Raw genomic sequence first — 26,281 nt, 5'->3', positions numbered from 1 at the left:
ATGAAAATCGAAAAATTTGTAACAGGAATTATCAGTACCAATTGTTACATTGTTACTAATGAAGAAACAAAAGAGACCGTGATCGTTGATCCGGCAAATCTGTCAAAAGCGATGATCGGTTATATCGAAGAGGAAGAGCTTGTAATTAAGGCAATTCTTCTGACTCATGCGCATTTTGATCATATCATGGGAATCGATAAAGTGATCGACCGGTATGGAGAAATGCCGGTTTACGTAGAAGAATCTGATCTGGAGCTTCTTCACACACCGTCTATGAATGAGTCAACGGTATATACAAATGGCTACAGCTACCCGGGTGGAGACGTGATCCATGATGGAGATGTGCTTCATCTGATCGGAGAAGATTTCCGGGTGATCCATACACCGGGACATACCCAGGGCGGCGTATGCTACTATGTAGAAAAAGAGGGAGTACTTTTCAGTGGAGATACATTGTTCTGTTGTTCAGTCGGAAGAAGTGATTTTGCAACCAGCAGCACTTCTGCACTGATTCGTTCGATCAAGGAAAAGCTGTTCCTGCTTCCGGATGAAACAAAGGTATTCCCGGGACATATGGGCGCAACAACGATTGGCAACGAAAAAGTGAACAACCCGTATGTATAGAGGAGCAGAGAAATGATTCGGATCAGCTGTAAGAATGAACGTTTCACCTACGACATGTATCATATCGTAAAGTCATTTCTTCCTGATGCCGAGATCAGCCAGAAGGTAGATCCAGAACAGGAACTTCTGATCGAGATGACCGCAGAAGAGGAACCAGATCTGGAAGAGCAGGCATGTGATAAAAAGGTCCGGTGGACCTTTTTTCATTGCAGGGAGGCTGAAATCGCAGACATCAGCGAAAAAAGAGAACAAAAGCGTTATATCAATAAAAAATTATATCAGACTCTGGTCAAAAAGACCGGAGAAGAACATGCATGGGGGAATATGACAGGTGTCCGCCCCACAAAGATGATCATGGAAAGACTGGAAGAAGGTTCTTCTGAGGAAGAAATCATCCGGTATATGCATGATACCTATGTGGTAAGCGAGAAAAAAGCAATGCTTGGTATCGAGATTGCAAAGCGGGAAAAAGCCCAGCTTGACAAGCTGGATTATGAAAATGGATACAGTCTTTATATCGGAATTCCGTTCTGCCCGACAACCTGCAGTTACTGCTCCTTTACTTCTTATCCGGTTGCAAAATGGCAGGACCGGATGGATGAATATGTAGATGCACTTTTAAAAGAGCTTGCATTCATTGCAGAGGTTTCAAAAGAAAAGCATCTTAATGCGATTTATATGGGAGGCGGTACGCCGACAACCCTGAGTGCACAGCAGATGGACCGGGTTTTGAGTTTCCTGGAAGAACATTTTTCCTTTGAACATCTGAAAGAATATACGATCGAAGCCGGAAGACCGGACAGCATTACTGAGGACAAGCTGCGAGTGATCCGAAAGCATGGAGTTGGCAGAATTTCCATCAATCCACAGACCATGCAGCAGAAGACACTGGATGTGATCGGAAGACGTCACACAGTGGAAGATGTAGTCCGCATTTTCCATCTGGCAAGAGAACTGGGATTCGACAATATCAATATGGATCTGATCGCAGGTCTTCCGGGAGAACATCCGGAGGAGATGGAAGATACTCTTCGTCAGATCAAAGAGCTTGCACCGGATAGTTTGACGGTCCATGCACTTGCAATGAAACATGGTTCGAGACTGACACGCGAACGGGCTGCAAGCACAGAAAAACAAAATTACAAACAGATGGCAAGAGAGCTGGAAGAGATGATCGATATGGCACGTAAGGCGGCCGGTGAGATGGGACTTTATCCGTATTATCTCTACAGACAGAAGAATATTGCAGGAAATTTTGAAAATGTAGGTTACGCAAAGGTTGACAAAGCGGGAATTTACAATATACTGATTATGGAGGAAAAGCAGTCCATCGTTGCTGCCGGTGCAGGTGCATCGACTAAGGTGGTGCTTCCGTATGAGATTCCGGCACCCGGAAGTAAAAACGGGCGGATGACGAATCTGATAAGAATAGAAAATGTCAGAGATGTGGGAGAATATATTTCCCGTATCGATGAGATGATAGAGCGAAAAGGAGAATGGTTATGGCATTAAAGAAAAAACCGGTTACCGGCATGAAAGACATGCTCCCGAAAGAAATGGAAATCAGAGATTATGTGATCCAGATGATCAAGGATACCTATAAGACATTTGGATTTACTTCCATAGAGACACCGTGTGTGGAACACATTGAGAACCTGTGCAGCAAACAGGGTGGCGACAATGAAAAACTGATCTTCAAGATTCTGAAGAGAGGGGAAAAACTGAAAATTGCTGAGGCAAAAGAAGAGATCGATCTGGTAGACGGAGGACTTCGTTATGACCTGACAGTTCCGCTTGCAAGATACTATGCAAATCATGCAAATGAACTGCCGTCACCGTTTAAGGCACTTCAGATTGGCAATGTATGGAGAGCAGACCGTCCGCAGAGAGGACGTTTCCGTCAGTTCATGCAGTGCGATATCGATATTTTAGGTGAGCCGGGTAATCTTGCAGAGATCGAACTGATCCTTGCAACTACGACCATGCTTGGAAAGATGGATTTCCACAATTTTACGGTATGTATCAATGACCGTAATATCTTAAAGGCGATGGCTGCATTTAGTGGATTTAAGGAAGAAGATTTCGATGAAGTATTTATCATCCTTGATAAGATGGATAAGATCGGCAAAGAAGGCGTAGGCGAAGAACTGGTTGAGATGGGTTATACAAAAGAAAATGTAGATACTTATCTTGGACTCTTTGATGAGATCAGCCCGGATGTTGACGGAATCCGTTTCTGCAAGGAAAAGCTGGCAGGATTCCTTGACGAAAAGACAGCCGACAGCATGGAAACGATCATCTCCAGCGTAGAAAGTGCAAAAGAGGCAGAATTCAAAGTGAAATTTGATCCGACGCTGGTACGTGGACAGTCTTACTATACAGGAACCATTTTTGAAGTAACAATGGATGAATTCGGTGGCTCAGTTGCGGGTGGCGGACGTTACGATAAGATGATCGGTAAATTCACAGGGCAGGACACACCGGCATGTGGATTCTCAATCGGATTTGAGCGTATTGTCATGCTGCTTCTGGAAAATGGATATGAGATTCCTTCCAAGCGCCAGAAAAAAGCATATCTTCTTGAAAAGAATATGCACAAGGAAGGCATCCTCAAAGTACTTGAGATGGCAAAAGCTGACCGCGCAGCCGGGAAACAGGTTCTGGTGGTCAATATGAAGAAGAACAAGAAATTCCAGAAGGATCAGTTGATCGCAGAAGGATATGAAGATATCACAGACTGCTACAAAGATTCCGTTATGGATTTATAAGGAAAGAGAAACGCAGGAGGATAAATTAGAATGGCAGAGTCAATGACAGGACTGAAAAGAACACATCGGTGTGCAGAGCTTTCAGAGGCAAACATCGGTGAAAAAGTAACCATCATGGGATGGGTACAGAAGAACAGAAATAAAGGTGGACTGGTTTTTGTAGATGTACGTGACCGTTCCGGACTGATCCAGGTTGTTTTTGAAGAGGGAAGTACAGATAAAGCGCTTCTTGAGAAGGCAGCAAAGCTTAGAAGTGAGTTTGTTGTAGCAATCGTGGGAACTGTTGAAAAACGTTCCGGTGCAGTTAATGAAAATCTTGCAACAGGTGCGATTGAGATCAAACCGGAAGAACTCAGAATTTTATCTGAATCTGAGACACCTCCGTTCCCGATCGAAGAGAATTCCAAGACAAAAGAGGAAGTACGTCTGAAATACCGTTTCCTCGATCTTAGAAGACCGGACATCCAGAGAAACCTGATGATGAGAAGCCGTGTGGCTACCCTCGCACGTCAGTTCATGGCAAAAGAAGGATTCCTTGAGATCGAGACACCGTTCCTGATCAAGAGTACACCGGAAGGTGCAAGAGATTACCTGGTACCGAGCCGTATTCATCCGGGAAGCTTCTATGCACTTCCGCAGTCACCGCAGATCTTCAAACAGCTGCTGATGTGCTCCGGATATGACCGATATTTCCAGATCGTAAAATGTTTCCGTGATGAAGACCTTCGTGCAGACCGTCAGCCGGAATTTACACAGATGGATATGGAACTTTCTTTTGTAGATGTTGATGATGTCATTGATATCAATGAGAGACTGCTTGCACATCTGTTCAAAGAGGTACTGGATATCGATGTACAGCTCCCGATTCAGAGAATGACCTGGCAGGAAGCAATGGACAGATTCGGTTCTGATAAACCGGATATCCGTTTCGGCATGGAGCTGGTTAATGTGACAGAGACTGTCAAAGACAGCGAATTTGTTGTATTTAAGAATGCGATTGAAGCAGGCGGAACTGTCCGTGGTATCAACGCAAAAGGCCAGGGTGGCATGGCCAGAAAGAAGATCGACAAGCTGGTTGATTTTGCAAAAGGTTATGGAGCAAAGGGACTTGCTTATATTGCAATCCATGAAGACGGAACTGTCAAATCTTCTTTCTCAAAATTCATGACGGAAGAAGAGACAGCAGCGCTGATTAAAGCGATGGCTGGAGAGAATGGAGACCTTCTTCTCTTTGCGGCAGATAAGAATAAAGTTGTATGGGATGTTCTTGGTGCACTCAGACTGGAACTGGCACGCCAGATGGAACTCCTTGATAAGAATGAATACAAATTCCTGTGGATCACAGAATTCCCGCTTCTTGAGTGGAGTGATGAACAGAACCGTTTCACAGCAATGCATCATCCGTTTACCATGCCGATGGAAGAAGACCTTCAGTACATTGACAGTGATCCGGGAAGAGTCCGTGCAAAAGCATATGACATCGTTCTGAATGGTAACGAGATCGGAGGCGGAAGTGTCCGTATCTTCAACCAGGAGATCCAGAGTAAAATGTTTGAAGTACTTGGATTCACACCGGAACAGGCACAGGAGCAGTTCGGATTCCTTCTGAATGCATTTAAATACGGTGTGCCGCCACACGCAGGACTTGCTTACGGTCTTGACCGTCTGGTTATGCTGATGGCAAAACAGGACAGCATCCGTGACGTGATCGCGTTCCCGAAGGTAAAAGATGCATCTGACCTGATGACAGAAGCACCGGAGAGAGTCGATCCGAAGCAGCTGGAAGAGCTTGGACTGGAGCTGGAAGAGCATACAGCGGACGCTGAATAAATTTTATAATTCAATTTTTAAAAATGAACATTTTTTCACATAAAACAGAATTGGCTGTCAAAGTGAAGAAATGTTCATTTCTTTTTTTGTAGCGAAATTCTATAATAATGGTAGTTGAAATAAAAGGAGGATGGGATATATGGCACATAAAATTTTAGAAGAAGCGCAGGAAATAAATGATCTACTTATAAAATGGAGAAGAGATCTTCATCAAATTCCTGAGACGGATCTGGAGCTTCCAAAGACTGTGGAATATATCAGTAAACGTCTGGATGAGATGAATGTAGAATACAAGGTATTTCCTGAGGTTTCAGTGATTATCGCTCAGATTGGAAAAGGGGATAAATGTTTTCTCCTGAGAAGTGATATGGATGCGCTTCCGGTAGAAGAGGAAACGGGACTTGAATTTGCATCAAAGAATGGCTGTATGCATGGATGCGGACATGATCTGCACGCTACGATCCTTCTTGGAGCGGCAAAAATTTTAAAGGCGCATGAAGAAGAACTGCCGGGCGTGGTCAAATTATTGTTCCAGCCAGGTGAGGAGACCTTCCGCGGAGCGAAAGCAGCAGTGGAAGCAGGAGTCCTGGAGAATCCGCATGTAGATGCTGCCTTTGCAGCGCATGTATTTGCGGCAATTCCATGTGGAACGATTGGATATGGTGTGGAAGCCATGGCATCTGTATATGGCTTTAAAATCACCCTTACAGGACGTGGCGGACATGGTTCTGCACCGGAGGGCTGTATTGACCCGATCAACGCTGGTGTAGAAGTTTATCATGCTCTTCAGGCACTGATCGCCAGGGAATGTCCACCATCAGCAGAGGCAGCACTTACGATTGGACAGTTTACAGCTGGTAATGCAGCAAATGTAATTCCGGAGCGCTGCGTGCTTCAGGGAACACTAAGGACATTTAATGAAGAAGTGAGGACGATGCTGATCCGGAGGATTAATGAAATTGTTCCGGCTGTTGCAGCAGCTTATCGTACTACATGTGAAATCGAAGAACTCAGCAATGTTCCGAGTGTAACTTGCAATGAAGAACTGAATGCAGAGTATATTAAAAGTGTTGAGTCTCTTGAGAATCCGGGAACAACGATTAACGGTGGATTTCATGTCATGGGATCCGAAGACTTTGCCGTGATTTCGGCAAAAATACCGGCAAGTTATTTTGTAGTCGGAGCCGGAGTGGAAGATCAGAGTAAATGGAAAGGACAGCATAATCCAAAGATTCTGTTTAATGAAAAAGCATTACCGCTTGGCGCAGCCATGTATGCGAAGATTGCAATGGACTGGCTGGCAAAATAGAAGAGTAGATCTATAAGGTTAGAATAAATAAAAAGAAGGGATCAGGCTTTTACAAAAAAGTGAAAGCGGATCCCTTTTCGTGTATCTGGGACAACTTTGACAAATGGGGGCTTTTGATTTAATTAAAAGTTTAATCAGAAATTTACATGAATGAAAAAAGAGACTTATGAAAATCATAAGTCTCACAAAGAGCGACAGACGGGACTCGAACCCGCGACCTCCACCTTGGCAAGGTGGCGTACTACCAACTGTACTACTATCGCATCTATTAAATTGTGTTCATCAGAACAATATCTACTATACCGTACAAAGAAGGAATTGTCAACGAAAAAATGAAGAAATTCTGTTCTACTTTTTGCGGAGATTCAATAAGTTTTCTGTTAATCAGACAATAAATGATTTTAACAGAATAATAGACGAAGAAAAGTAGAAAAGTCCGACATATAAAATTGAAAATATACTTGACCAATTGATAGATATATTGTATAGTATTTATTGTTCTGATGAACAACAAATAATGAATGCGATAGTAGTACAGTTGGTAGTACGCCACCTTGCCAAGGTGGAGGTCGCGGGTTCGAGTCCCGTCTGTCGCTCTTGAATTAAGAACTACATGTTGCGTGTGGTTCTTTTTTTGTGCATACAATGAGCCAAATACAGATTTTCACATCCATGCAGATTTGTGCTTGCACAAGGATCTGCATGGATGTGAAAATCTGTATTTGGCGAATGTACATCATCGAGCTGCTAAGCGAGATGGTGTATGTTCGCCGGGGGTTCGTGTTCACACGAAACCCTGGCTCATTACTAACGTAAAATACCCACTGGCACCCATGCAGATTTGTGCTTGCACAAGGATCTGCATGGATGTGAAAATCTGTATTTGGCGAATGTACATCATCGAGCTGCTAAGCGAGATGGTGTACGTTTGCCGGGGGGCGTGTTCACACGAAACCTTGGCTTATTACTAACGTAAAATACCCATTGGCACCCATGCAGATTTGTGCTTGCACAAGGATCTGCATGGGTGTAAAAATCTGTATTTGGCGAATGTACATCATCGAGCTGCTAAGCGAGATGGTGTACGTTCGCCGGGGGTTCGTGTTCACACGAAACCCTGGCTCATTACTAACGTAAAAAAGACTGGCATCGAGCCAGTCTTTCATCATAACTATTCTTTTTTTTATTTCAGGAAGAACCAGTATCCTGCAAATGCAGCAGCTGCGATGATCAGGAAGATAAGGATTACAACAAGCGCAACAGGAAAATGTCTCTCATCATCGTCATCTTCTTCGTCTAACATATTCTGATAGTTCTCACGCATCTCCTGTTCACGTTTTTCACGGACATGCTTTGGTGGGATATTAGAATAGGTCTGTTCTTTTTCTCCTTCTGGAGTGGAAAGATCAGGTGCAGTAATTTTAAGTTCATCCTCTTCATCAGAAATGATACGTGTGCTGGAATTGTCAATTGCATGTACCGGTTTGGCTTCTTCCGGACGTTTCTTTTTCGGACGTGGACGAACTTTTTCCCGGCTTTCTTCCTGACCTTCTGCATATTTGAGAAGTGGACGGTCTGAAGTAGCAGGGCGTTTCTTTGGATGTGGTCTGGATGGCTGTTCTTCGGAAGAACCTTCTGTCTTCGGACGAGGTTTTCTTACCGGTCTTTCGCCTTCGGCAGCCGGGTTCGGACGTTTTTTCTTCGGATGAGCCGGTACTTCTGGATTAGCAGGAGAAGCGGTCCGCTTTTCGGCGTTTTCCGGAGATACCGGACGTTTTTTCTTTTTCTTTGGCTGGGCAGGACGTTCGGCAGAAGTCTTTTCTCCTTCGGCAGCCGGGCGCTTTTTGTGTGGCTTTTCTGTAGCCTTACCGGCTTCAACTGTTTTTTCAGCCAATGCTTCTTTTGCAAGCTTTTTTTTCTTTTCACGCTGTTTATCTAAATTCCACTGCTTTTTACAGTCGCGGCAGATTGCGAATTCATTGTAGATTGCTTCACCGGCTTCATTTTCGCCTATTTTTTTGTTCTTGATCTCAAGATCTTTTTTACAAATCGGGCACTGCATGATTTATCTCTCCTCTTTGGTTTTTTAATATGTATCTACTCCCTTATTAAATGATGTAAATGTTAAAAATTATGTTTAACATTCACATCCTTAAATACATAGAATCATACATTTATAATGTTATCACGTCCCCAAAAGATGTCAAGAAAGTTCTTTGAATATTTACAAAAAAGTGCTAGAATAAAATGGATTTACTATAGATTAGGAGGACGCGAAGACATGACAGATACAAAGACAATCAAAGTAGGATTACTTGGACTTGGAACAGTCGGAACAGGTGTTTATAAATTGATTGGACGCCGCAGTGAAGAGATGCAGCAGAAGACCGGCGCCGCTCTTGAAATAAAGAAAATCCTGGTACACAACATGAAAAAAGTAAGACAGGGTGTAGATCAGAATCTGCTGACAGATCAGTGGAAAGAGATTATAGAAGATGATGAAATCCAAATCTTGATCGAGGTGATGGGCGGAATTGAGCCAGCGAAAACGATGATCATAGAAGCACTGAAAGCAGGGAAAAATGTAGTAAGTGCAAATAAGGATCTGATCGCAGAATATGGAAAGGAACTCTATGACGCTGCGAAAGAAGGTAGCGCTGATTTCCTGTTTGAAGCAGCGGTAGCAGGAGGAATCCCGATCATCCGTCCGCTTAAGCAGTGCCTGGAAGGCAACCAGATCGATGAGATCATGGGAATTGTCAACGGTACGACTAACTATATCCTGACAAAGATGTTTGAAGATGGAATGGATTTCACAGAAGCACTCGCAAAGGCGACAGAGCTTGGCTATGCAGAAGCGGATCCGACGGCAGATGTGGAAGGCCTGGACGCAGGACGTAAGGTGGCAATCATGGCTACGTCAGCATTCCATTCACAGGTGAAATTTTCGGATGTCTATACGGAGGGAATCACAAAGATCACAGCAGCAGATGTAAATTACGCAAAAGAGATGGGAAATGTGATCAAACTGATCGGTATTGCGAGAAATACATCTAATGGAATTGAAGCAGGTGTTTATCCGATGATGATCGATAAGAAACATCCGCTCGCTACCGTAAGAGATTCCTTTAATGCTGTTTTTGTACACGGAGATGCAGTTGGGGATACCATGTTCTATGGAAGAGGAGCAGGAGAACTGCCGACCGCAAGTGCAGTTGTCGGAGATGTGATGGATGTTACAAGAAATATTGTATGGAACTGTACCGGAAGAATCGGATGGAGCGCATACAAAGAGCTTCCGATCAAGGAATATGCGGACGTCAAGAATCGTTTCTTTATCCGTATGCAGGTGAGTAATGAACCGGGAGTACTGGCAGCAATCGCGAAAGTATTCGGAGATCATAAGGTAAGTATCGAACGTGTGATTCAGGAACAGGCAAAAGCGGCAAAGGCAGAACTTGTCATCGGGACATCCGCAGTCAAGGAATACCATCTTCAGGATGCACTGGAGGAATTAAAAGAAATGCCGATCGTAAGTGAGATCAGCAGCATTATCAGAGAATATTAAAAGGCACAGCATTGGAAAAAGGAGCAATCAGGTATGAGTTATGCAGACAAAGTTTTTATAGAGATGTGCAGGGACATCATTGATAATGGAACCAGCACAGAAGGAGAAAAGGTACGTCCGAGATGGGAAGACGGGACTCCGGCGTATACTGTAAAAAAATTTGGTGTGGTGAACCGGTATGATCTGCGAAAAGAATTCCCGGCACTGACACTCAGAAGAACCGGGATCAAAAGCTGTACGGACGAGCTTTTGTGGATCTGGCAGAAAAAATCCAATAATATCCATGATCTGAACAGTCACATCTGGGACAGCTGGGCAGATGAAGATGGATCGATCGGGAAGGCATACGGCTATCAGATGGGCGTAAAGCATGTCTACAAAGAAGGAATGATGGATCAGGTAGACCGTGTACTCTATGATCTGAAGAATAATCCTTACAGCCGCCGGATCATGACGAATATCTATGTACATCAAGATCTTCATGAGATGAATCTGTATCCGTGTGCATACAGTATGACGTTCAATGTGACAAAAGAAAAAGGCAGCGACAAGCTGACACTGAACGGAATCCTGAACCAGCGTTCCCAGGATGTGTTGGCGGCAAATAACTGGAATGTATGCCAGTATGCTGTGCTACTTCATATGCTCGCGCAGGTATGCGATATGCAGGTGGGCGAATTTGTACATGTGATCGCAGATGCACATATTTACGACAGGCATATTTCGCTGATCGAGGAACTGATTTCAAGAGAGACGCACCCGGCACCGAAATTCTGGCTGAATCCGGAAGTGAAAGATTTCTATCAGTTTACACCGGATGACGTAAGATTAGACGATTATGTGACAGGACCGCAGATCAAAAATATTCCGATCGCGGTTTAGAAAAGGAGACAGATACGATGAACATTATTGTAAATGCAGATAAAAACTGGGCAATAGGAAAGAATAACAGTCTGCTTGTACGAATCCCGGCAGATATGAAATACTTCCGTCAGATGACAGAAGGCAATATTGTCGTGATGGGAAGAAAGACACTGGAAAGCTTTCCGCAGGGGCGTCCGCTTGCCAACCGGGTTAATATCGTGATTTCCCACAATCCGGATTATCAGGTGAAGGATGCGATCGTGGTACACAGTGTGGAAGAGGCAATGCAGGAATGTAAAAAGCACAAAGGAGAAGTCTTTGTGCTCGGCGGAGAAAGTATTTACCGTGCAATGCTTCCGTATTGTAATATAGCGTATGTTACACGGACAGATCATGTATATGAGGCAGATACCTGGTTCCCGGATCTGGAAAAGGATCCGGATTGGCAAAAAACAGCTGAGACGGATGAACAGACATATTTCGATCTTGAGTATGTATTTGCAAAATATGAAAGAATAAAATAGATCAATAAAATTTGCGAAATGTATCATTGACAAATCAATAGACCACTCATTATAATAAATGTAATCGATGAGACAATAGAAGAAATGCTATGACAAGGAGGAGTATATAATCTTCGGAAGCAAAGAGAGAAGGCGGACGGTGTAAGCCTTCATGAAGGGATTGTAGAAGTAGCCTTTGAGCAGCGGACCGAACGGGAATTTCTCAAGTAGACTTCGACGTAGGCCCTACGTTACAGGGGAATAGTATCGAACATTTCTATGGTTCTGTACTTGCGTGAGAGCAGAGAAGCAGCTTCTCTGAAGACAGGTGGTAACACGGATTTTATATTCGCCCTGAACGGTCAGCCGTTTAGGGCGTTTGTTATTCTATATGACTATGATAAAAATTTGGCGATCATCTGTATAGAAAATTCATGGAGGTAGATTTATGAAAAAAATATCAGGGAACAAATTACTTGTAAAAGCATTAAAAGAGGAGGGGGTAGATATCCTTTTTGGATATCCGGGAGCCTGTACAATTGATATCAGTGATGAAATTTACAAACAGGATTACACAAAAGTTGTACTTCCGCGTCATGAACAGGCACTTGTCCATGCTGCAGATGCTTACGCCAGATCAACAGGAAAAGTCGGGGTATGTCTGGTAACAAGCGGACCGGGTGCAACCAATCTGGTGACAGGAATTGCAACGGCAAATTATGACAGTGTACCGCTGGTATGTTTTACCGGACAGGTTGCGAGACATCTGATCGGAAATGATGCATTCCAGGAAGTTGATATTGTAGGTATTACAAGAAGTATCACAAAATACGGTGTGACAGTAAGAAAGAGAGAAGATCTTGGAAGAATCATCAAAGAGGCATTCTATATTGCGCGCAGCGGACGTCCGGGTCCGGTTCTTGTGGATCTCCCGAAAGATGTAATGGCAGAGCTTGGAAGCCCGAATTATCCGGAGACAGTCAATATCCGCGGATATAAGCCGAGTACCGGCGTTCACATCGGACAGCTTAAGAGAGCAGTCAAGATGCTTGGAAAAGCAAAGAAACCGTTGTTCCTTGCCGGTGGTGGGGTAAATATTGCAGGAGCGAATAAGGCGTTTACCGAACTTGTAGAACGTACCCAGATCCCGGTTGTGACAACGATTATGGGACGTGGTGCGATTCCGACAACGCATCCGCTTTTTATCGGTAATCTGGGGATGCACGGTGCATATGCATCCAATATGGCAGTGGAAGAATGTGATCTGCTGTTCTCGATCGGGACCAGATTTAACGATCGTATCACCGGAAAACTGCATGCATTTGCACCGAAGGCTACGATCGTACATATCGACATTGATACTTCCTCCATCTCACGTAACATTCAGGTAGATATTCCGATCGTTGCGGATGCAAAAGAAGCAATTGAAAAATTATTGGAATATGTAGAACCAATGGAGAAAAAAGAAAGCTGGATGGAACAGATCGAAGGCTGGAAAGAGGAGCATCCGCTTAGGATGAAACCAAAGGGAGACCAGATGCAGGCTCAGGATATTCTGGAGACGATCAATGAAGTGTTTAAAGAGGATGACAAGATTGTTGTGACAGATGTAGGACAGCATCAGATGTTCACATCCCAGTATCTGGAAGTGAATGAAAAGACCAGACTTTATATGTCCGGCGGACTTGGAACCATGGGATATGGATTCCCGGGAGCAGTCGGAGCGCAGATTGGCAATCCGGACAGTACGGTAATTGCAATTTCCGGTGATGGCGGTATGCAGATGAATATTCAGGAATTTGCAACAGCAGTGCTGGAAGAACTTCCTTTGATCCTCTGTGTATTTAACAATACCTATCTTGGAATGGTTCGCCAGTGGCAGAAACTTTTCTATGGAAAACGCTATTCTATGACGGATCTTCGTGCAGGCGCAGCGACAAGACGTGGAGAAGAGCATCCACCGAAATATACGCCGGATTTTGTAAAACTTGCAGAAAGCTATGGGGCAAAGGGAATCCGTGTAACCGAAAAATCCGAGATGAAAGCAGCATTTGAACAGGCAAAAGCAAACCGTGCACTGAAGGTGCCGACTCTGATCGAATTCATGCTGGATCCGGAAGTGCAGGTTTATCCGATGGTACGTCCGGGCGGAACCCTGGAAGATCTTTTGATGGATTAATGGAGAGGAGAGGTGAAGATGGATAATACAATGAAAAAAAGATGGATTTCCTTATATGTGGAAAATCAGGTTGGTGTACTGTCAAAGATTTCCGGACTCTTTTCCGGTAAATCCTATAATCTGGAGAGTCTGACGGTAGGTAGAACAGAAGATCCGACTATCTCCAGAATGACGATTGAGACGAACAGTGATGAAGAGACTTATGAGCAGATCAAAAAACAGCTGAACCGTATGGTTGAAGTCATCAGAGTCATTGATTTTACAGAAGTATCTGTTGTTATGCAGGAGCTGATGTTTATCAAGGTAAAAAACTGTACACCGGAAGATAAGACAGAGCTTTTCCAGATCGCGCAGACCTATCAGGCAAAGGTACGTGATTATGGAAAAGACAGTGTGCTTCTTGAATTTGTACACACGGCACATAAAAATACAGCGATCATCCAGTTTCTACGTTCTGAATTCAATTCAATTGAAGTTGTAAGAGGCGGAAGTGTGGGGATTGAAGCGATCACAATGCCAAAAAGATAAAAAAATCAAAAAAAACAGAGCGCACTCTTGAATTTGAAAAACAGAAGTAATATAATAGCGATATGTAATCCGTAGGATTTAAAATACGGGAAACAAAAATTATAATTTAGATATATGTTACTGTAAGAAGCAACAAGGGAATGGAGGAATTACAATGGAAAAGAAACAGATTGACTGGTCAAGCATAGGATTTGGTTATATCCCGACCGAAAAGAGATATGTTTCAAATTACAAAGATGGAAAGTGGGATGATGGATGCCTGACAGAAGATGCCAACATTGTATTGAATGAGTGTGCAGGTGTTCTGCAGTATTCCCAGTCAGTATTTGAAGGTATGAAGGCATACACAACAGAAGACGGACGCATCGTTGTATTCCGCCCGGATATGAACGCAAAGAGATTTGCTGATTCTGCAAGAAGACTTGAGATGCCGGTATTTCCGGAAGACCGTTTTGTAGATGCGATCGTACAGGTAGTAAAAGCCAATGCGGCTTATGTACCACCTTACGGATCAGGAGCGTCCCTTTATATCCGTCCATATATGTTCGGAAGCAATCCGGTTATCGGAGTTAAACCTGCTGACGAATATCAGTTCCGTGCATTTGTAACACCAGTAGGACCATATTTCAAGGGCGGCGCAAAGCCGATCACAATTAAAGTCTCAGACTTTGACCGTGCAGCACCGCATGGAACAGGACATATCAAAGCTGGTCTTAACTATGCAATGAGCTTACATGCAATTGTAACAGCACATGAAGAAGGCTATGCAGAGAATATGTATCTGGATGCAGCAACAAGAACAAAAGTAGAAGAGACAGGTGGAGCAAACTTCATCTTCGTCACAAAAGATGGTAAAGTAGTTACTCCGAAGTCAAACAGTATCCTTCCATCTATTACAAGACGTTCTATTCTTTATGTGGCAGAACATTATCTTGGACTTGAGACAGAAGAAAGAGAAGTATATCTTGATGAAGTAAAAGACTTTGCAGAATGCGGACTTTGCGGAACAGCAGCAGTTATATCACCGGTTGGAAAGATTGTAGATCATGGTAAAGAAATCTGCTTCCCAAGCGGAATGGATGAGATGGGACCTGTTATCAAGAAATTATATGAAACACTTACCGGAATTCAGATGGGACACATCGAAGCACCGGAAGGATGGATCCAGGTGGTTGAATAATGGATAAATTCGTTACAAAGCGAAATGATCTGCTCGCTGAGCAGGTGATAAAGAATTTGAAGTCCCGTCAGATGGAGGGACATTATGTACAGACCAAAGAAGAGGCACTTGCCCTTGCACTGGAGCTGATTCCGGAAGGAAGCAGCATCAGTTGGGGAGGGTCTATGAGCATTAAGGCAATTGGTCTTCCTGAAGCACTTCATAAAGGAAATTATAAAGTGCTGGACAGAGATCTGTGTGCGACACCGGAGGAAAAAGCAGAGATGATGCATCAGGCACTTAACTGCGATTATTTTCTGGCAAGCTGTAATGCAATCTCGGAAGATGGGATACTGGTTAATATAGATGGAAATGCAAACCGTGTGGCAGCTATTTCTTACGGACCGGAAAATGTTCTGATGATTGTTGGTATGAATAAAATTGTAAGAAGTGCAGAGGATGCATATGCCCGTGCAAAGTATGTGGCAGCTCCGATTAACGGACAGCGTTTTGAAGGACTTCCGTGTGCGAAGACAGGTGTCTGTTCCAACTGTAAATCTCCGAAAAGTATCTGCTGTCAGACGTTGATTACGAGATTCAGCCATGTTCCAAACAGAATAAAAGTGATTCTGGTGAATGAAGAACTGGGATTCTAAAAAATACGAAGAGAATCAGGGGATTTTCCCTGGTTCTTTTTGTGCCTGAAAAAGAAAATTCCGAAAGGGAAAAAGTTCTCATCATAATATGACTTTTCTATAAGAAAATCCTGTGTTATACTATAGAATAATCTGGATGTCAGGATACGCAGCGGAGTGGTCCGTGGACATCGGTCAGTGCTGCTTATGGGCATTGATGGCGAATCGAAAGAGAGGAACAACAGAGTATGGAAGCGTATACAAGCTTTGCACGTGTATATGATACCTTCATGGATAATATTCCCTACGAAGAATGGTGTGAATATCTCACCGGTCTTATGAGAGAATATGGTGTCAGAGATGGACTGGTACTGGATCTGGGGTGTGGTACCGGGAATATGACAGAATTGCTTGCAAAGGCAGGATATGATATGATTGGTGCGGACAATGCGGAAGAGATGCTGGAGATCGCAATGGAGAAACGAGACAAATCCGGTTATGATATTCTGTATCTTCTGCAGGATATGAGAGAATTCGAACTGTATGGTACGGTAAGAGCTGTCATCAGTGTCTGCGATTCAGTCAATTATATTACAGAGCCGGAAGAACTTCAGGAAGTATTCCGCCTGGTCAACAATTATCTGGATCCGAAAGGTGTTTTTATTTTTGATTTTAATACACGTTACAAGTATGAAGAGATTCTTGGGGATCGCACAATTGCGGAGAACCGGGAGGAATGCAGTTTTATCTGGGACAACTATTATTACGAAGATGAGAAGATCAATGAATATGATCTGAGTCTTTTTATTGAGACAGATAAGGACAGTGGGCTTTATCGCAAATATGAAGAGACGCATTATCAGAGAGCGTATACGCTGGAGGAGATGAAGGAACTGATCCGGAAGTCGGGGCTGGAATTTGTGACAGCATACGATGCATTTTCAAAGAATGCGCCGATGGACACAAGCGAGCGCATTTATGTGATCGCAAGAGAACAGGGAAAATAGAACAGGAGAGAATTGTTATATGAAAGATTATATTGTAAGAGCAACTGCGGGAGACGGACAGATCCGTGCATTTGCCGCAACAACCGGAAATCTGGTGGAAGAGGCAAGAAAGAGACATGACACAAGTCCGGTAGCAACAGCGGCACTTGGAAGACTTCTGACAGCAGGAGCAATGATGGGAGGCATGATGAAGAATGAGACAGATGTGCTGACGCTTCAGATCAAAGGTGATGGACCACTTGGCGGAATTACGGTGACTGCAGATGCAAAAGGTGACGTGAAAGGATACGTCGATCATCCGGAAGCAATGATGCCGCCTAAGAATGGCAAGCTGGATGTTGGAGGAGCTGTTGGAATCGGTCTTTTAAATGTTATTAAAGATATGGGACTGAAAGAACCATATGTTGGACAGACTATTCTGCAGACAAGTGAGATCGCAGAAGATCTGACGTATTATTTTGCAACCAGCGAACAGGTTCCGTCGTCTGTGGGTCTTGGAGTATTGATGAACAAGGACAACACTGTACACTGTGCAGGTGGATTTATTGTGCAGGTAATGCCGTTTATATCGGATGAGGTGTTGGATAAACTGGAAGAGAATATCAAGAAGATCTCTTCTGTTACCAGTATGCTGGATAACGGACATACACCGGAGCAGATGCTGGAGCAGGTACTGGATGGCCTGAATGTGGAATTTACAGATACAATGGATACACAGTTTAAATGCAATTGTTCGCATGAGAGAATCGAGAAAGCCATCATCAGCATCGGAAAAAAAGATATCCAGGAAATGATCGATGACGGAAAAGAAGTAGAAGTAAAATGCCATTTCTGCAATACGGCGTATACATTTAGTGTAGAAGAACTGAAACAGATTTTAAAACAGGCAAAAAGATAAAGAGGTAAACACATGAAACAGGGATTTATCAAAGTTGCAGCGGTCACAGTTGATATTCGTGTGGCGGATGTCTGGCACAACTGTAAGGAAATCTGCAAACGTATGAAAGAAGCTGAGAAGGCAGGCGCAAAGATCATTGTTTTTCCGGAGCTTTGCCTGACCGGGTATACTTGCAGCGATCTTTTTACACAGGATATACTGTTAAAAGAGGTGCGCAGAGCACTTGCAAAAGTTGCAGAAGAGACCAGGCATACAGAAGCACTTGTATTTGTTGGGCTTCCACTTGCAATTGATGGAGAGCTTTATAATGTTGCGGCCGCATTAAATGACGGAAAGATCCTTGGCTTTACAACCAAGACATTTCTTCCGAATTATGGGGAATTTTATGAGATGCGTCAATTCCGTCAGGGACCGAAAAAAGCAAGAGTGATTTCTTATGAAGGGGAAGAAATCCTGTTTGGGCCGCAGATCCTGTATCAGGCGGCAGAGATGGATGAGCTGGTCGTATCGGCAGAGATCTGTGAGGATGTCTGGTCACCAGTCCCGCCGAGCATTGAGGCGGCAAGAGAAGGTGCGGTCATCCTGGTCAACTGTTCAGCAAGTGATGAGACGATCGGAAAGGATAGTTACCGGGAAGAACTGATCAAGGGACAGTCTGCAAGACTGATTGCAGGTTATGTCTATGCAAATGCCGGGGACGGAGAGTCTACGACGGATGTGGTATTTGGTGGACACAATATTATTGCAGAGAACGGGACGATTCTGAAAGAAGCAAAGCGGTTTGCCAACGAGATGATCGTCAGTGAGATTGACATTTTCCGCCTTTTAAGTGAACGGAGAAAAAATACAACTTTCCAGACAACGGAAGAACGTCATCTTCCAAAAGTACTGTTCCACATAAGTGTGGAAGAGACAGCACTTACCAGAAGCTTTGCACAGACCCCTTTTGTTCCACAGAATATGGCAGAGCGGGAAAAGCGCTGTGAGGAGATTCTGATGATCCAGGCAATGGGACTGAAGAAGCGTCTGGTGCATACTCACTCGAGAACAGCAGTCGTTGGAATTTCCGGCGGTTTGGATTCAACGCTGGCACTGCTTGTGACGGCAAAAGCGTTTGACATGGCAGGAAAAGACCGCAAGGATATCGTTGCAGTGACGATGCCTTGCTTTGGTACGACAGACAGAACCTATCAGAATGCCTGCCTGATGTCGAAGAAGCTGGGAGCCACTTTGAAAGAGGTGCCGATCGCGGATGCAGTTCATGTGCATTTCCGTGATATCGGACATGATGAAGAGGTACATGATGTGACCTATGAGAATTCACAGGCAAGAGAGCGTACCCAGGTGCTGATGGATATTGCTAACCAGGAATGGGGCATGGTCATCGGAACCGGAGATATGTCGGAGCTGGCTCTTGGGTGGGCGACTTATAATGGAGATCATATGTCTATGTACGGAGTCAATGCATCTGTTCCGAAGACACTGGTACGCCATCTGGTTCAGTATTATGCGGATACATGTGAGGATCAGGAGCTGAAAGAGGTACTTCTGGATGTTCTTGACACACCGGTAAGTCCGGAGCTTCTTCCACCGAAGGATGGCGAGATCGCCCAGAAGACAGAAGACCTTGTAGGTCCGTATGAACTGCATGATTTTTATCTGTATTATGTTCTGAGATTTGGCTTTGAACCGTCAAAGATCTATCGGCTCGCAAAGCTTGCGTTTGAAGGAACTTATGACAGCGAGACGATCATGAAATGGCTGAAGACCTTTTACCGAAGATTTTTTGCGCAGCAGTTTAAGCGCTCCTGCCTGCCGGACGGACCGAAGATCGGTACGGTGGCACTTTCTCCGAGAGGAGACTGGAGAATGCCGAGCGATGCGTGTGCGGCAGTCTGGATGCAGGATCTGGAAGCACTGGAGAAATAGAAAAGAATGTACAGGGGGTACATTCTCGCATAAAGTGTCAGTGATACTTATCAGGCAATGATAAAGGGAAGTCTGCGAAAGTGCAGGCTTCCCTTTTTTAAATTATAATTTTTAAAGCTTGATATTTTTAAACAGATCCCCAAGGCTGGTTCCGATTGCTTCTACTTTCGGAATTTCTACGTGTTCCAGCTCTTCCTCCTGTTCTTTTTCAGCATCTTCGGCAAGAGCCTTGATACTGAGGCTGATCTTACCGTCTTTGATACCGATGACTTTGACATCTACTTCGTCCCCAACGTGAAGTACCTGGTCTGCTGATTTGATTCTTTGGGTACTGATCTGGGAAATGTGAACCAGACCGGAAAGACCGTTCTCGAGACGTACAAAAGCACCGTAGGACTGAAGCGATTCAACGGTACCTTTTACAACACTTCCAACCTGTACAGATGCAAGTTTTTTTGCATCTTCTGCTTTTTTCTGTTCTCTTAAAATCTCACGTGCAGATAAGATCAGGCGTCCTTCTGCCTGGTTTGCTTCGATCACGCGGACATCAATTTCTTTTAGAAGATAAGTCTCCAGATCTTCGATATAAGAAAGAGAAAGGCGGGATGCCGGGATGAATCCTCGAAGTCCTTCGACCATGGCGATGACACCACCATTTACGATTCCTTCTACTTTTACGTGAAGATTGGTTCCTTCTTCCTGATAACGTGCGACCACATTCCATGGATTGGCATCATCGAAATGTGCTTCGTAGTCTGCCATGCTTTCTGTCTGTTCCTGTAATTTTTCGTTTTCCATCTTAACACCTCTGTTAGTTTATTTTTCTGAACGTATGCTCAATATGTTTATTAGTATAACACATTTTTGTATAGATAAAAAGTATGGATTCCAGATGGTTAGACGGTTAAATTGTGCTTAATGAGAAAAAATCGTTATTATGTACGAAAATTGTGGTAAAAATTTGTGTATATTTTGAATAGTAAAATTTATGAAAAAAGTTGACAAAAGAAAAAATAAATTGTATATTACCAACATAAGGACATGTTAAGGACAGTGTTCTAAACTAAAAGGCAAAGGAGAATTTAAAATGAAGGGAAACGTGAATTATCTGGAACTGGCAAACAGCCCTCTGATGTGGGTGAGTGCCGCAATAGCAGTAGGAATCGTAGTTTTTCAGTCCGTACTGTTTTTCAGGAAGTCGCTCAAAGCAGCAAAAGAGATTGGAATTGAACAGGAAAAGATCAATATGGCAATTAAGAGTAGTGCCATTTCCTCAATTGGACCATCTATTGTAATCCTGGTAACAATGATCTCTCTGATCGTATCAATGGGAGCACCTGTTTCATGGATGAGACTTTCTTTCATCGGATCCGTTAACTATGAAGCAATGGCAGCCGGATTTGGCGCACAGGCAATGGGCGCTACACTGGAGAACCTGACACCGGTTGCATTTGCCTGCGGTGTATGGACCATGATCTGTGGTTCACTTGGATGGCTGATTTTCACACTCCTTTTCACAGATAAGATGGATAAAGTAAACCATCTGATGTCAAAAGGAAATTCCAAAATGGTTCCGATCATTTCAGCAGGAGCGATGCTTGGTGCATTTGCAAACCTTGCATCAGGAAACTTCTTCAACGAAAAGAATCAGTTTGCATTTGGCGGAGCACCGGCAATCGCAACAATCGTAGGATGCATTCTTATGATGATCCTGACAAAGTTAGCGAAAGAAAAGAATATTGGATGGCTCAGAGAATGGGCCTTTGCAATTTCCATGTTCTCAGGCATGCTCATTGGTTACATCTGGAACACTGTATTTTAATAGGAATGAGAGGATAAAGATATGAATAAAGAATACTACAACAAAGTCTATATACCTGATATTGTTAAATGGGGAAAAATCACCATGTTATTAGGTATCATTACATGTTTTGGACCGGCACTTGTTATCTCAGTTGTGTACGGATGTATGCCACCGGTATCCGCAATCATTGCAGGTACAATCGCACAGATCAGTGTAAGTGGAGCATTTTATATTGTAGAACCGATTTCCTATTTCCCGATTCTTGGAATCCCGGGAACTTATCTGACATTCCTTTCAGGAAATACATCCAACATGCGTGTTCCGTGTTCTTCTGTTGCACAGGAAGCAGCAGGCGTTGAAATGGGGAGTGACAAAGGTTCTGTTGTATCAACCATCGGTATTGCTGTATCGATCATTGTAAATATTGTGATTCTGACAATCGGAGCAATTGCAGGAAACGCAATTATTGGTATGATGCCAGAAGGATTCAAGCAGGCCCTCAACTTCCTTCTTCCGGCACTTTACGGAGCTGTATTCGGACAGTTCGCAATCACAAGACCGAAGCTTGGTGTAGTTGCAGTAGTTATTGCATTTGCAATGAACTGGCTGATGAAAAACGGATTCTTATCCTTCTTCCCTGGAACACCGTCATACGTTGTTATCCTGGTAGCCGTATTTGGATCTATTTTCGCAGGAAAGATTATCTACAAGAAAGAGCTTGAGGACTAAGTCCGGAAAGGAAAAACGATGTTATCGAGAGAAAGATTACAGGAAAGATTTATTGAGATGATCAAGATCTACAGCCCGTCAAAAGGGGAAAAAGAGATGGCGGACTGGATAGAAAACTGGCTGAGAGAGCGGAACATTCCGTTCCAGTCAGATCATGCCGGGGAAGCTTATGGTGGAAACGGCAGAAATATCGTTGCATTTGTAAAAGGAAATACGAAGGAACGTCCACTTGGATTTGCAGCACATATGGATCAGATTGAGCCTTGCAGAAATGTAAATCCGGTGATCAATGGAAACATCATCAGTACCGACAAGACAACAACACTTGGCGGAGATGACAAAGCTGGAATTTCAGCAATCATGGAAGCGGTAGAAGATATCATTGAAAGCGGTGTACCGCACAGAGATATTTATCTTGTATTTACCTGCTCCGAAGAGATCAGTATGATGGGAACAAAGCACATGGATATGTCTATGCTGCCATGCAAGGAATTGGTTGTTGTAGATGCAACCGGTGGAGCAGAGACTCTCGCATACAAAGCACCGGCAATGGAAGCGATTGAGATTACTTTCAAAGGAAAGAAAGCGCATGCCGGAATTGAACCGGAAAAAGGAATCAATGCAATTGTTGTGGCATCAAAGGCAATCAGTAAGATGCACATCGGACGTATTGATTATGAGACAACCTCTAATATCGGACATATTGAAGGTGGATCTGCAACCAACATCGTAACAGATGAGGTTACATTTACCGCAGAGATCCGTTCACACAGTATGGAAAAGCTGGCTGCAGAGGTTGCACATATGGAACAGTGCTGCAAGGAAGCTGTAGAGGAAATGGGAGCCTGTTATGAGATGAAGCATGAGATGGCTTACCCGGTCCTGTCGCTGGAAGAAGACTGTGAATTGATCCAGGATACTGTAAATGCAATGGCAGAAGAAAGAATTACAGCAAATAAAATGATCATCGGTGGCGGAAGTGATGCAAATGTGCTTGCGGGACACGGATATAAGAGCGTCATTTTGGGATGTGGAATGATCAATGTACACACAGTAGAAGAAGCGCTTGATACAGATGAGACCTGGAAAGTGACAAAAGTACTGAGAAGACTGATGGGTGCAGAATAGGAGATGGACGACATAGATGGAAAAAGAAGAACTGAAGCAGAGATGTCTGGACGCGATTGACGAGAACAGAGATCTGATCATTCAGCTTGGTGATGATGTATATAAAACGCCTGAACTTGGCTACAAAGAATTTAAGACTACAGAAAGAATGATAAAGGCATTTCAGGAGATTGGAGAAGAGCCGGAGACGGAAATTGCATATACTGGCTGTAAGGTTTCAACTCCGAAAAAAGGGAATACAAGAATTGCCGTGATCGGAGAGCTGGACTGTATCCAGTGCAAAGAACATCCGGACAGTACGCCAGAAGGAAATGTTCATGCCTGCGGTCATCATGCACAGCTTGCAGATCTGTATGGATGTGCGATTGGTCTTTTAAGATCCGGAGTGATGAAGGAACTGGGTGGAGCGGTTGATTTTATTGCGATCCCTGCGGAAGAATGCGTAGATTATGATTATCGCGACAGTCTGATCCGTGAAAATAAGATTAGTTTTTACGGCGGCAAGCAGGAATATTTAAAACGTGGTGGCTTTGATGATGTGGATATGGCATTGCAGTGTCACATGATGGAAATTGGAAATGGCAGGCATTGCACGATTGATACCGACTGCAACGGATTTGTGACAAAGACGGTAACATTTATCGGAGAAGCTGCGCATGCAGGTTTCGCACCACATGAAGGAATCAATGCGTTAAATATGGCAGAGTTGGCACTGAACAACATTCATGCACTCCGTGAGACTTTTCAGGAGAAAGAAAAGGTTCGTGTAAGTGCAATCATTACAGAAGGCGGAGATCTGGTAAATGTAGTTCCTGCTGTTGTGAAGATGCAGATCATGGTACGTGCTTTCACAATTGATGGAATGCTGGATGCCAGTAAAAAAGTGAACCGTGCGTTAAAAGCCGGAGCACTTGCAATCGGAGGAAAAGTCGAGATTGACGATAAGATCGGATATCTTCCGATGAATACCAACCGTGAGCTTTCAGCATTATATAAAGAAAATATGATCGAATATACAGGGGCGGAAAAAGATTCATTTGTAGAGCTTTATGAGACAGCAGGTTCTACAGATCTGGGGGATCTTTCTCAGATCATGCCGTGTATGCACATCTGGACAGAGGGAATAACCGGAGGACTTCACTCCAAGGATTACCGTCTTGCGGACCCGGAACTTGCTTATATCGTTCCGGCAAAGATGATGGCGCTTACGATCATTGATCTTCTTTATGATAACGCAAAAAAGGCAAAACAGATTCTTGACAATTTCAAACCGACGCTGACAAAAGAAAGTTATCTGGAATTAAAAAAAGAGCATTCTAAGCTTGTGGTTTTTGATGGCTCTGAGTTATAATAAAAAGGAATCCCGTTTAAGGGGTTCCTTTTTTAAAGCAATTATTCAGATATAGAGAGAGAAGCTGCCAACGGCAGGTTCTCTGGATAGAAGATCGCAATACGGGGGACAAATTTGTGAAAGTTGGAGTTATCGGATCAAAATCATCTTGTGAGGTTGTTAAGAAGAGTATAAAAGAAATCGACAGTTCAGTAGAAGTAGCTTCTTATGAAGAGGAACAGGTTAACCGAAGTGACCGGCTGATTGAGGAATGTGAACAGGAGTGTGATGCGGTACTGTTTACGGGTTGTGCGATCGAAAGTTTTGTGGGGAGAAACTATCATTTCACCAGGCCACATGTGTCGGTGGAAAAATCGGTAGTCAGCATTGCGGGAGCATTTCTGCAGATGCAGAAAAGTAATATTGAACTGGATGCATTTAGTATTGATATTGTAGAAAAACAGGTCATTGAGGATTTGCTGGATGCATTTGACATCCTGGCAAGAAACATTTATTCCTGTCCGTTTCAGGCAGGAGTGGAAGAAGAACAGTATGTGGAGTGGCACATGAAGCTTCTGGATGAAGGAAAGGTCAATGTGGCACTGACTTCTCTTCGGTGGGTGTATAAGATACTGCAGGAAAAGGGATACCATGCAATTTATCTGCCTCCGACCAGGGCAAAAGTGAGAGTGGCACTGGAGAAATTAAAAAATGAATGTGCGCTTCAGGAAGCAGAATATGCGCAGGCAGCAGTTGAGATTTTTCAGCTGACGGATTATAAGAGCAGAGAAGAGAATTATTATTCAAGTATGCTTGCAAAAGCAGATATTGAAAAAGAAATCATCAAATATACAGAAGGGATTCAAGGTGCAATTTTTGCATCAGGAAGAAGAGAATATATTGTATTTTCCAATTCCGGGGCTGTACAAGAAGAATTTAACCAGCGGAAGCTTCTGAATCTGCAAAAAAAAGTGCAGGAGGAGAATAAAATCAGCCTGAATGTAGGGATCGGAACCGGAGGCACGATGAATGAGGCGGAAATGAACGCAAGACGTGCACTGGATTTTTCCCTGAAAAATGCAAAGCAGGAGATTTTCTGGATTGATGCCGGTCAGACACAGCACGGACCGCTTGGAAAGGAGATCCAGCTGGAATATCAGCTCATTTCTTCCGATCCGAAGCTACAGGAAATTTCAGAAAAAACCGGGCTCAGCACAACGTCAATTCTGAAGATCATTGCCATTGCAGATGTAAGAAAAAGTTATATTTTCGATGCACATCAGTTGGCGGAGTGTCTGGGAATTACGGTCAGAAGTGCGCGCCGGATCATGAATAAGATCATGGAAGCCGGTTATGGAAAAGTGTATGCAAAGAAGACAGCGGCAGCGGGTGGCAGACCGAAGGCACTGGTAGAGATATTGTTTAAAATTTAGTGTAATGGTCTTTTATCCGAACAAGGGTTGACGAACAGTAAAAAAAATGGCATTCT

22 protein-coding genes, 2 tRNA genes and 1 other annotated feature are annotated in these 26,281 nt (G+C 43.6%); of the genes, 21 read left to right on the top strand and 3 right to left on the bottom strand.

The genetic code is table 11. The annotated features are described in order from the left end of the window. The 5 genes from PGQ33_RS10585 to PGQ33_RS10565 all read left to right on the top strand — a co-directional run bounded on the left by PGQ33_RS10585 (position 1) and on the right by PGQ33_RS10565 (position 6,531). Complete coding sequence (locus PGQ33_RS10585) at positions 1-624, top strand: MBL fold metallo-hydrolase (protein ID WP_008369645.1); 624 nt, start codon at positions 1-3, stop codon at positions 622-624. Positions 625-636: 12 nt separating this feature from the next. Beyond that, positions 637-2,136 carry a coproporphyrinogen dehydrogenase HemZ gene (gene hemZ, locus PGQ33_RS10580; RefSeq protein ID WP_117823010.1) on the top strand — a complete coding sequence of 500 codons (1,500 nt, stop codon included), beginning with the start codon at positions 637-639 and terminating at the stop codon, positions 2,134-2,136. Beyond that, positions 2,121-3,392, top strand: a complete 1,272-nt coding sequence (gene hisS, locus PGQ33_RS10575; RefSeq protein WP_195250590.1) for a histidine--tRNA ligase — start codon at positions 2,121-2,123, stop codon at positions 3,390-3,392. The genes hemZ and hisS overlap by 16 nt, the downstream gene beginning before the upstream one ends. 30 nt (positions 3,393-3,422) lie before the next feature. Further along, positions 3,423-5,222 carry an aspartate--tRNA ligase gene (aspS, locus tag PGQ33_RS10570; protein ID WP_117834278.1) on the top strand — a complete coding sequence of 600 codons (1,800 nt, stop codon included), beginning with the start codon at positions 3,423-3,425 and terminating at the stop codon, positions 5,220-5,222. A 139-nt stretch (positions 5,223-5,361) separates the two neighbouring features. After that, positions 5,362-6,531 carry a M20 metallopeptidase family protein gene (locus PGQ33_RS10565; RefSeq protein ID WP_044998604.1) on the top strand — a complete coding sequence of 390 codons (1,170 nt, stop codon included), beginning with the start codon at positions 5,362-5,364 and terminating at the stop codon, positions 6,529-6,531. 190 nt (positions 6,532-6,721) lie between these two features. On the opposite strand, the gene PGQ33_RS10560 is transcribed toward PGQ33_RS10565, so the two are convergent. Beyond that, a tRNA-Gly gene (locus PGQ33_RS10560) sits at positions 6,722-6,794 on the bottom strand. A gap of 260 nt (positions 6,795-7,054) precedes the next feature. Between PGQ33_RS10560 and PGQ33_RS10555 the strand changes: the two genes are divergently transcribed. Then, positions 7,055-7,127, top strand: a tRNA-Gly gene (locus PGQ33_RS10555). 587 nt (positions 7,128-7,714) lie between these two features. Here PGQ33_RS10555 and PGQ33_RS10550 read toward each other — a convergent pair. Continuing rightward, positions 7,715-8,593 (bottom strand): hypothetical protein, encoded by an 879-nt coding sequence (locus PGQ33_RS10550; RefSeq protein WP_195250275.1) that lies wholly within the window; start codon positions 8,591-8,593, stop codon positions 7,715-7,717. Positions 8,594-8,812: 219 nt separating this feature from the next. On the opposite strand from PGQ33_RS10550, the gene PGQ33_RS10545 reads away from it, so the two are divergent. From PGQ33_RS10545 to PGQ33_RS10500, 10 genes are all read left to right on the top strand, one after another. Next, complete coding sequence (locus tag PGQ33_RS10545) at positions 8,813-10,099, top strand: homoserine dehydrogenase (protein WP_195250270.1); 1,287 nt, start codon at positions 8,813-8,815, stop codon at positions 10,097-10,099. 33 nt (positions 10,100-10,132) lie between these two features. Further along, positions 10,133-10,981, top strand: a complete 849-nt coding sequence (thyA, locus tag PGQ33_RS10540; RefSeq protein ID WP_008369620.1) for a thymidylate synthase — start codon at positions 10,133-10,135, stop codon at positions 10,979-10,981. Positions 10,982-10,998: 17 nt separating this feature from the next. After that, the gene (locus PGQ33_RS10535) at positions 10,999-11,487 is read left to right on the top strand and encodes a dihydrofolate reductase (protein WP_270205699.1); all 489 of its coding nucleotides are present in this window, start codon (positions 10,999-11,001) and stop codon (positions 11,485-11,487) included. Between the two features lie 80 nt (positions 11,488-11,567). After that, positions 11,568-11,826 (top strand) — a binding site (T-box leader). 88 nt (positions 11,827-11,914) lie between these two features. Then, positions 11,915-13,645 (top strand): biosynthetic-type acetolactate synthase large subunit, encoded by a 1,731-nt coding sequence (gene ilvB / locus PGQ33_RS10530; protein WP_008369614.1) that lies wholly within the window; start codon positions 11,915-11,917, stop codon positions 13,643-13,645. Positions 13,646-13,663: 18 nt separating this feature from the next. After that, positions 13,664-14,173 (top strand): acetolactate synthase small subunit, encoded by a 510-nt coding sequence (ilvN, locus tag PGQ33_RS10525; protein WP_022221140.1) that lies wholly within the window; start codon positions 13,664-13,666, stop codon positions 14,171-14,173. Between the two features lie 154 nt (positions 14,174-14,327). Then, positions 14,328-15,353, top strand: a complete 1,026-nt coding sequence (locus PGQ33_RS10520) for a branched-chain amino acid aminotransferase (protein WP_008369610.1) — start codon at positions 14,328-14,330, stop codon at positions 15,351-15,353. Then, positions 15,353-15,988, top strand: coding sequence for a lactate utilization protein (locus tag PGQ33_RS10515; protein ID WP_022221141.1), 636 nt, complete (start codon positions 15,353-15,355; stop codon positions 15,986-15,988). Before PGQ33_RS10520 ends, PGQ33_RS10515 begins: the two co-directional genes overlap by 1 nt. 203 nt (positions 15,989-16,191) lie before the next feature. Further along, positions 16,192-16,974 (top strand): class I SAM-dependent DNA methyltransferase, encoded by a 783-nt coding sequence (locus tag PGQ33_RS10510; protein ID WP_270205714.1) that lies wholly within the window; start codon positions 16,192-16,194, stop codon positions 16,972-16,974. Between the two features lie 19 nt (positions 16,975-16,993). Beyond that, a complete protein-coding gene (hslO, locus tag PGQ33_RS10505) occupies positions 16,994-17,872 on the top strand; it encodes an Hsp33 family molecular chaperone HslO (RefSeq protein WP_008369602.1) in 879 nt (292 codons plus the stop codon). 12 nt (positions 17,873-17,884) lie between these two features. Beyond that, positions 17,885-19,801, top strand: a complete 1,917-nt coding sequence (locus tag PGQ33_RS10500; protein ID WP_270205698.1) for an NAD(+) synthase — start codon at positions 17,885-17,887, stop codon at positions 19,799-19,801. Between the two features lie 111 nt (positions 19,802-19,912). On the opposite strand, the gene PGQ33_RS10495 is transcribed toward PGQ33_RS10500, so the two are convergent. Beyond that, positions 19,913-20,599, bottom strand: coding sequence for a S1 RNA-binding domain-containing protein (locus tag PGQ33_RS10495; RefSeq protein WP_022221145.1), 687 nt, complete (start codon positions 20,597-20,599; stop codon positions 19,913-19,915). Between the two features lie 289 nt (positions 20,600-20,888). Here PGQ33_RS10495 and PGQ33_RS10490 point away from each other — a divergent pair, with 289 nt between their 5' ends. From PGQ33_RS10490 to PGQ33_RS10470, 5 genes are all read left to right on the top strand, one after another. After that, positions 20,889-21,623 carry a DUF5058 family protein gene (locus PGQ33_RS10490; RefSeq protein ID WP_008369597.1) on the top strand — a complete coding sequence of 245 codons (735 nt, stop codon included), beginning with the start codon at positions 20,889-20,891 and terminating at the stop codon, positions 21,621-21,623. 21 nt (positions 21,624-21,644) lie between these two features. Next, the gene (locus PGQ33_RS10485) at positions 21,645-22,334 is read left to right on the top strand and encodes a hypothetical protein (RefSeq protein ID WP_008369595.1); all 690 of its coding nucleotides are present in this window, start codon (positions 21,645-21,647) and stop codon (positions 22,332-22,334) included. Positions 22,335-22,352: 18 nt separating this feature from the next. Beyond that, entirely contained in the window at positions 22,353-23,462 is a 1,110-nt protein-coding gene (locus tag PGQ33_RS10480; protein ID WP_008369593.1) for a M20/M25/M40 family metallo-hydrolase, read from the top strand. 16 nt (positions 23,463-23,478) lie between these two features. Beyond that, complete coding sequence (locus tag PGQ33_RS10475; protein ID WP_118199022.1) at positions 23,479-24,813, top strand: amidohydrolase; 1,335 nt, start codon at positions 23,479-23,481, stop codon at positions 24,811-24,813. Between the two features lie 116 nt (positions 24,814-24,929). Next, on the top strand, positions 24,930-26,225 hold the full coding sequence (locus PGQ33_RS10470) for a GTP cyclohydrolase IIa (protein ID WP_117834260.1): 1,296 nt from the start codon (positions 24,930-24,932) through the stop codon (positions 26,223-26,225). The last annotated feature ends 56 nt before the right edge of the window (positions 26,226-26,281 follow it).

This window comes from Coprococcus sp. AM100_B19A (assembly GCF_027662015.1).
In the GTDB taxonomy this organism is placed as follows: Bacteria; Bacillota; Clostridia; order Lachnospirales; family Lachnospiraceae; genus Allocoprococcus; species Allocoprococcus comes.
This window is presented reverse-complemented; position numbering and strand designations above follow the sequence as displayed.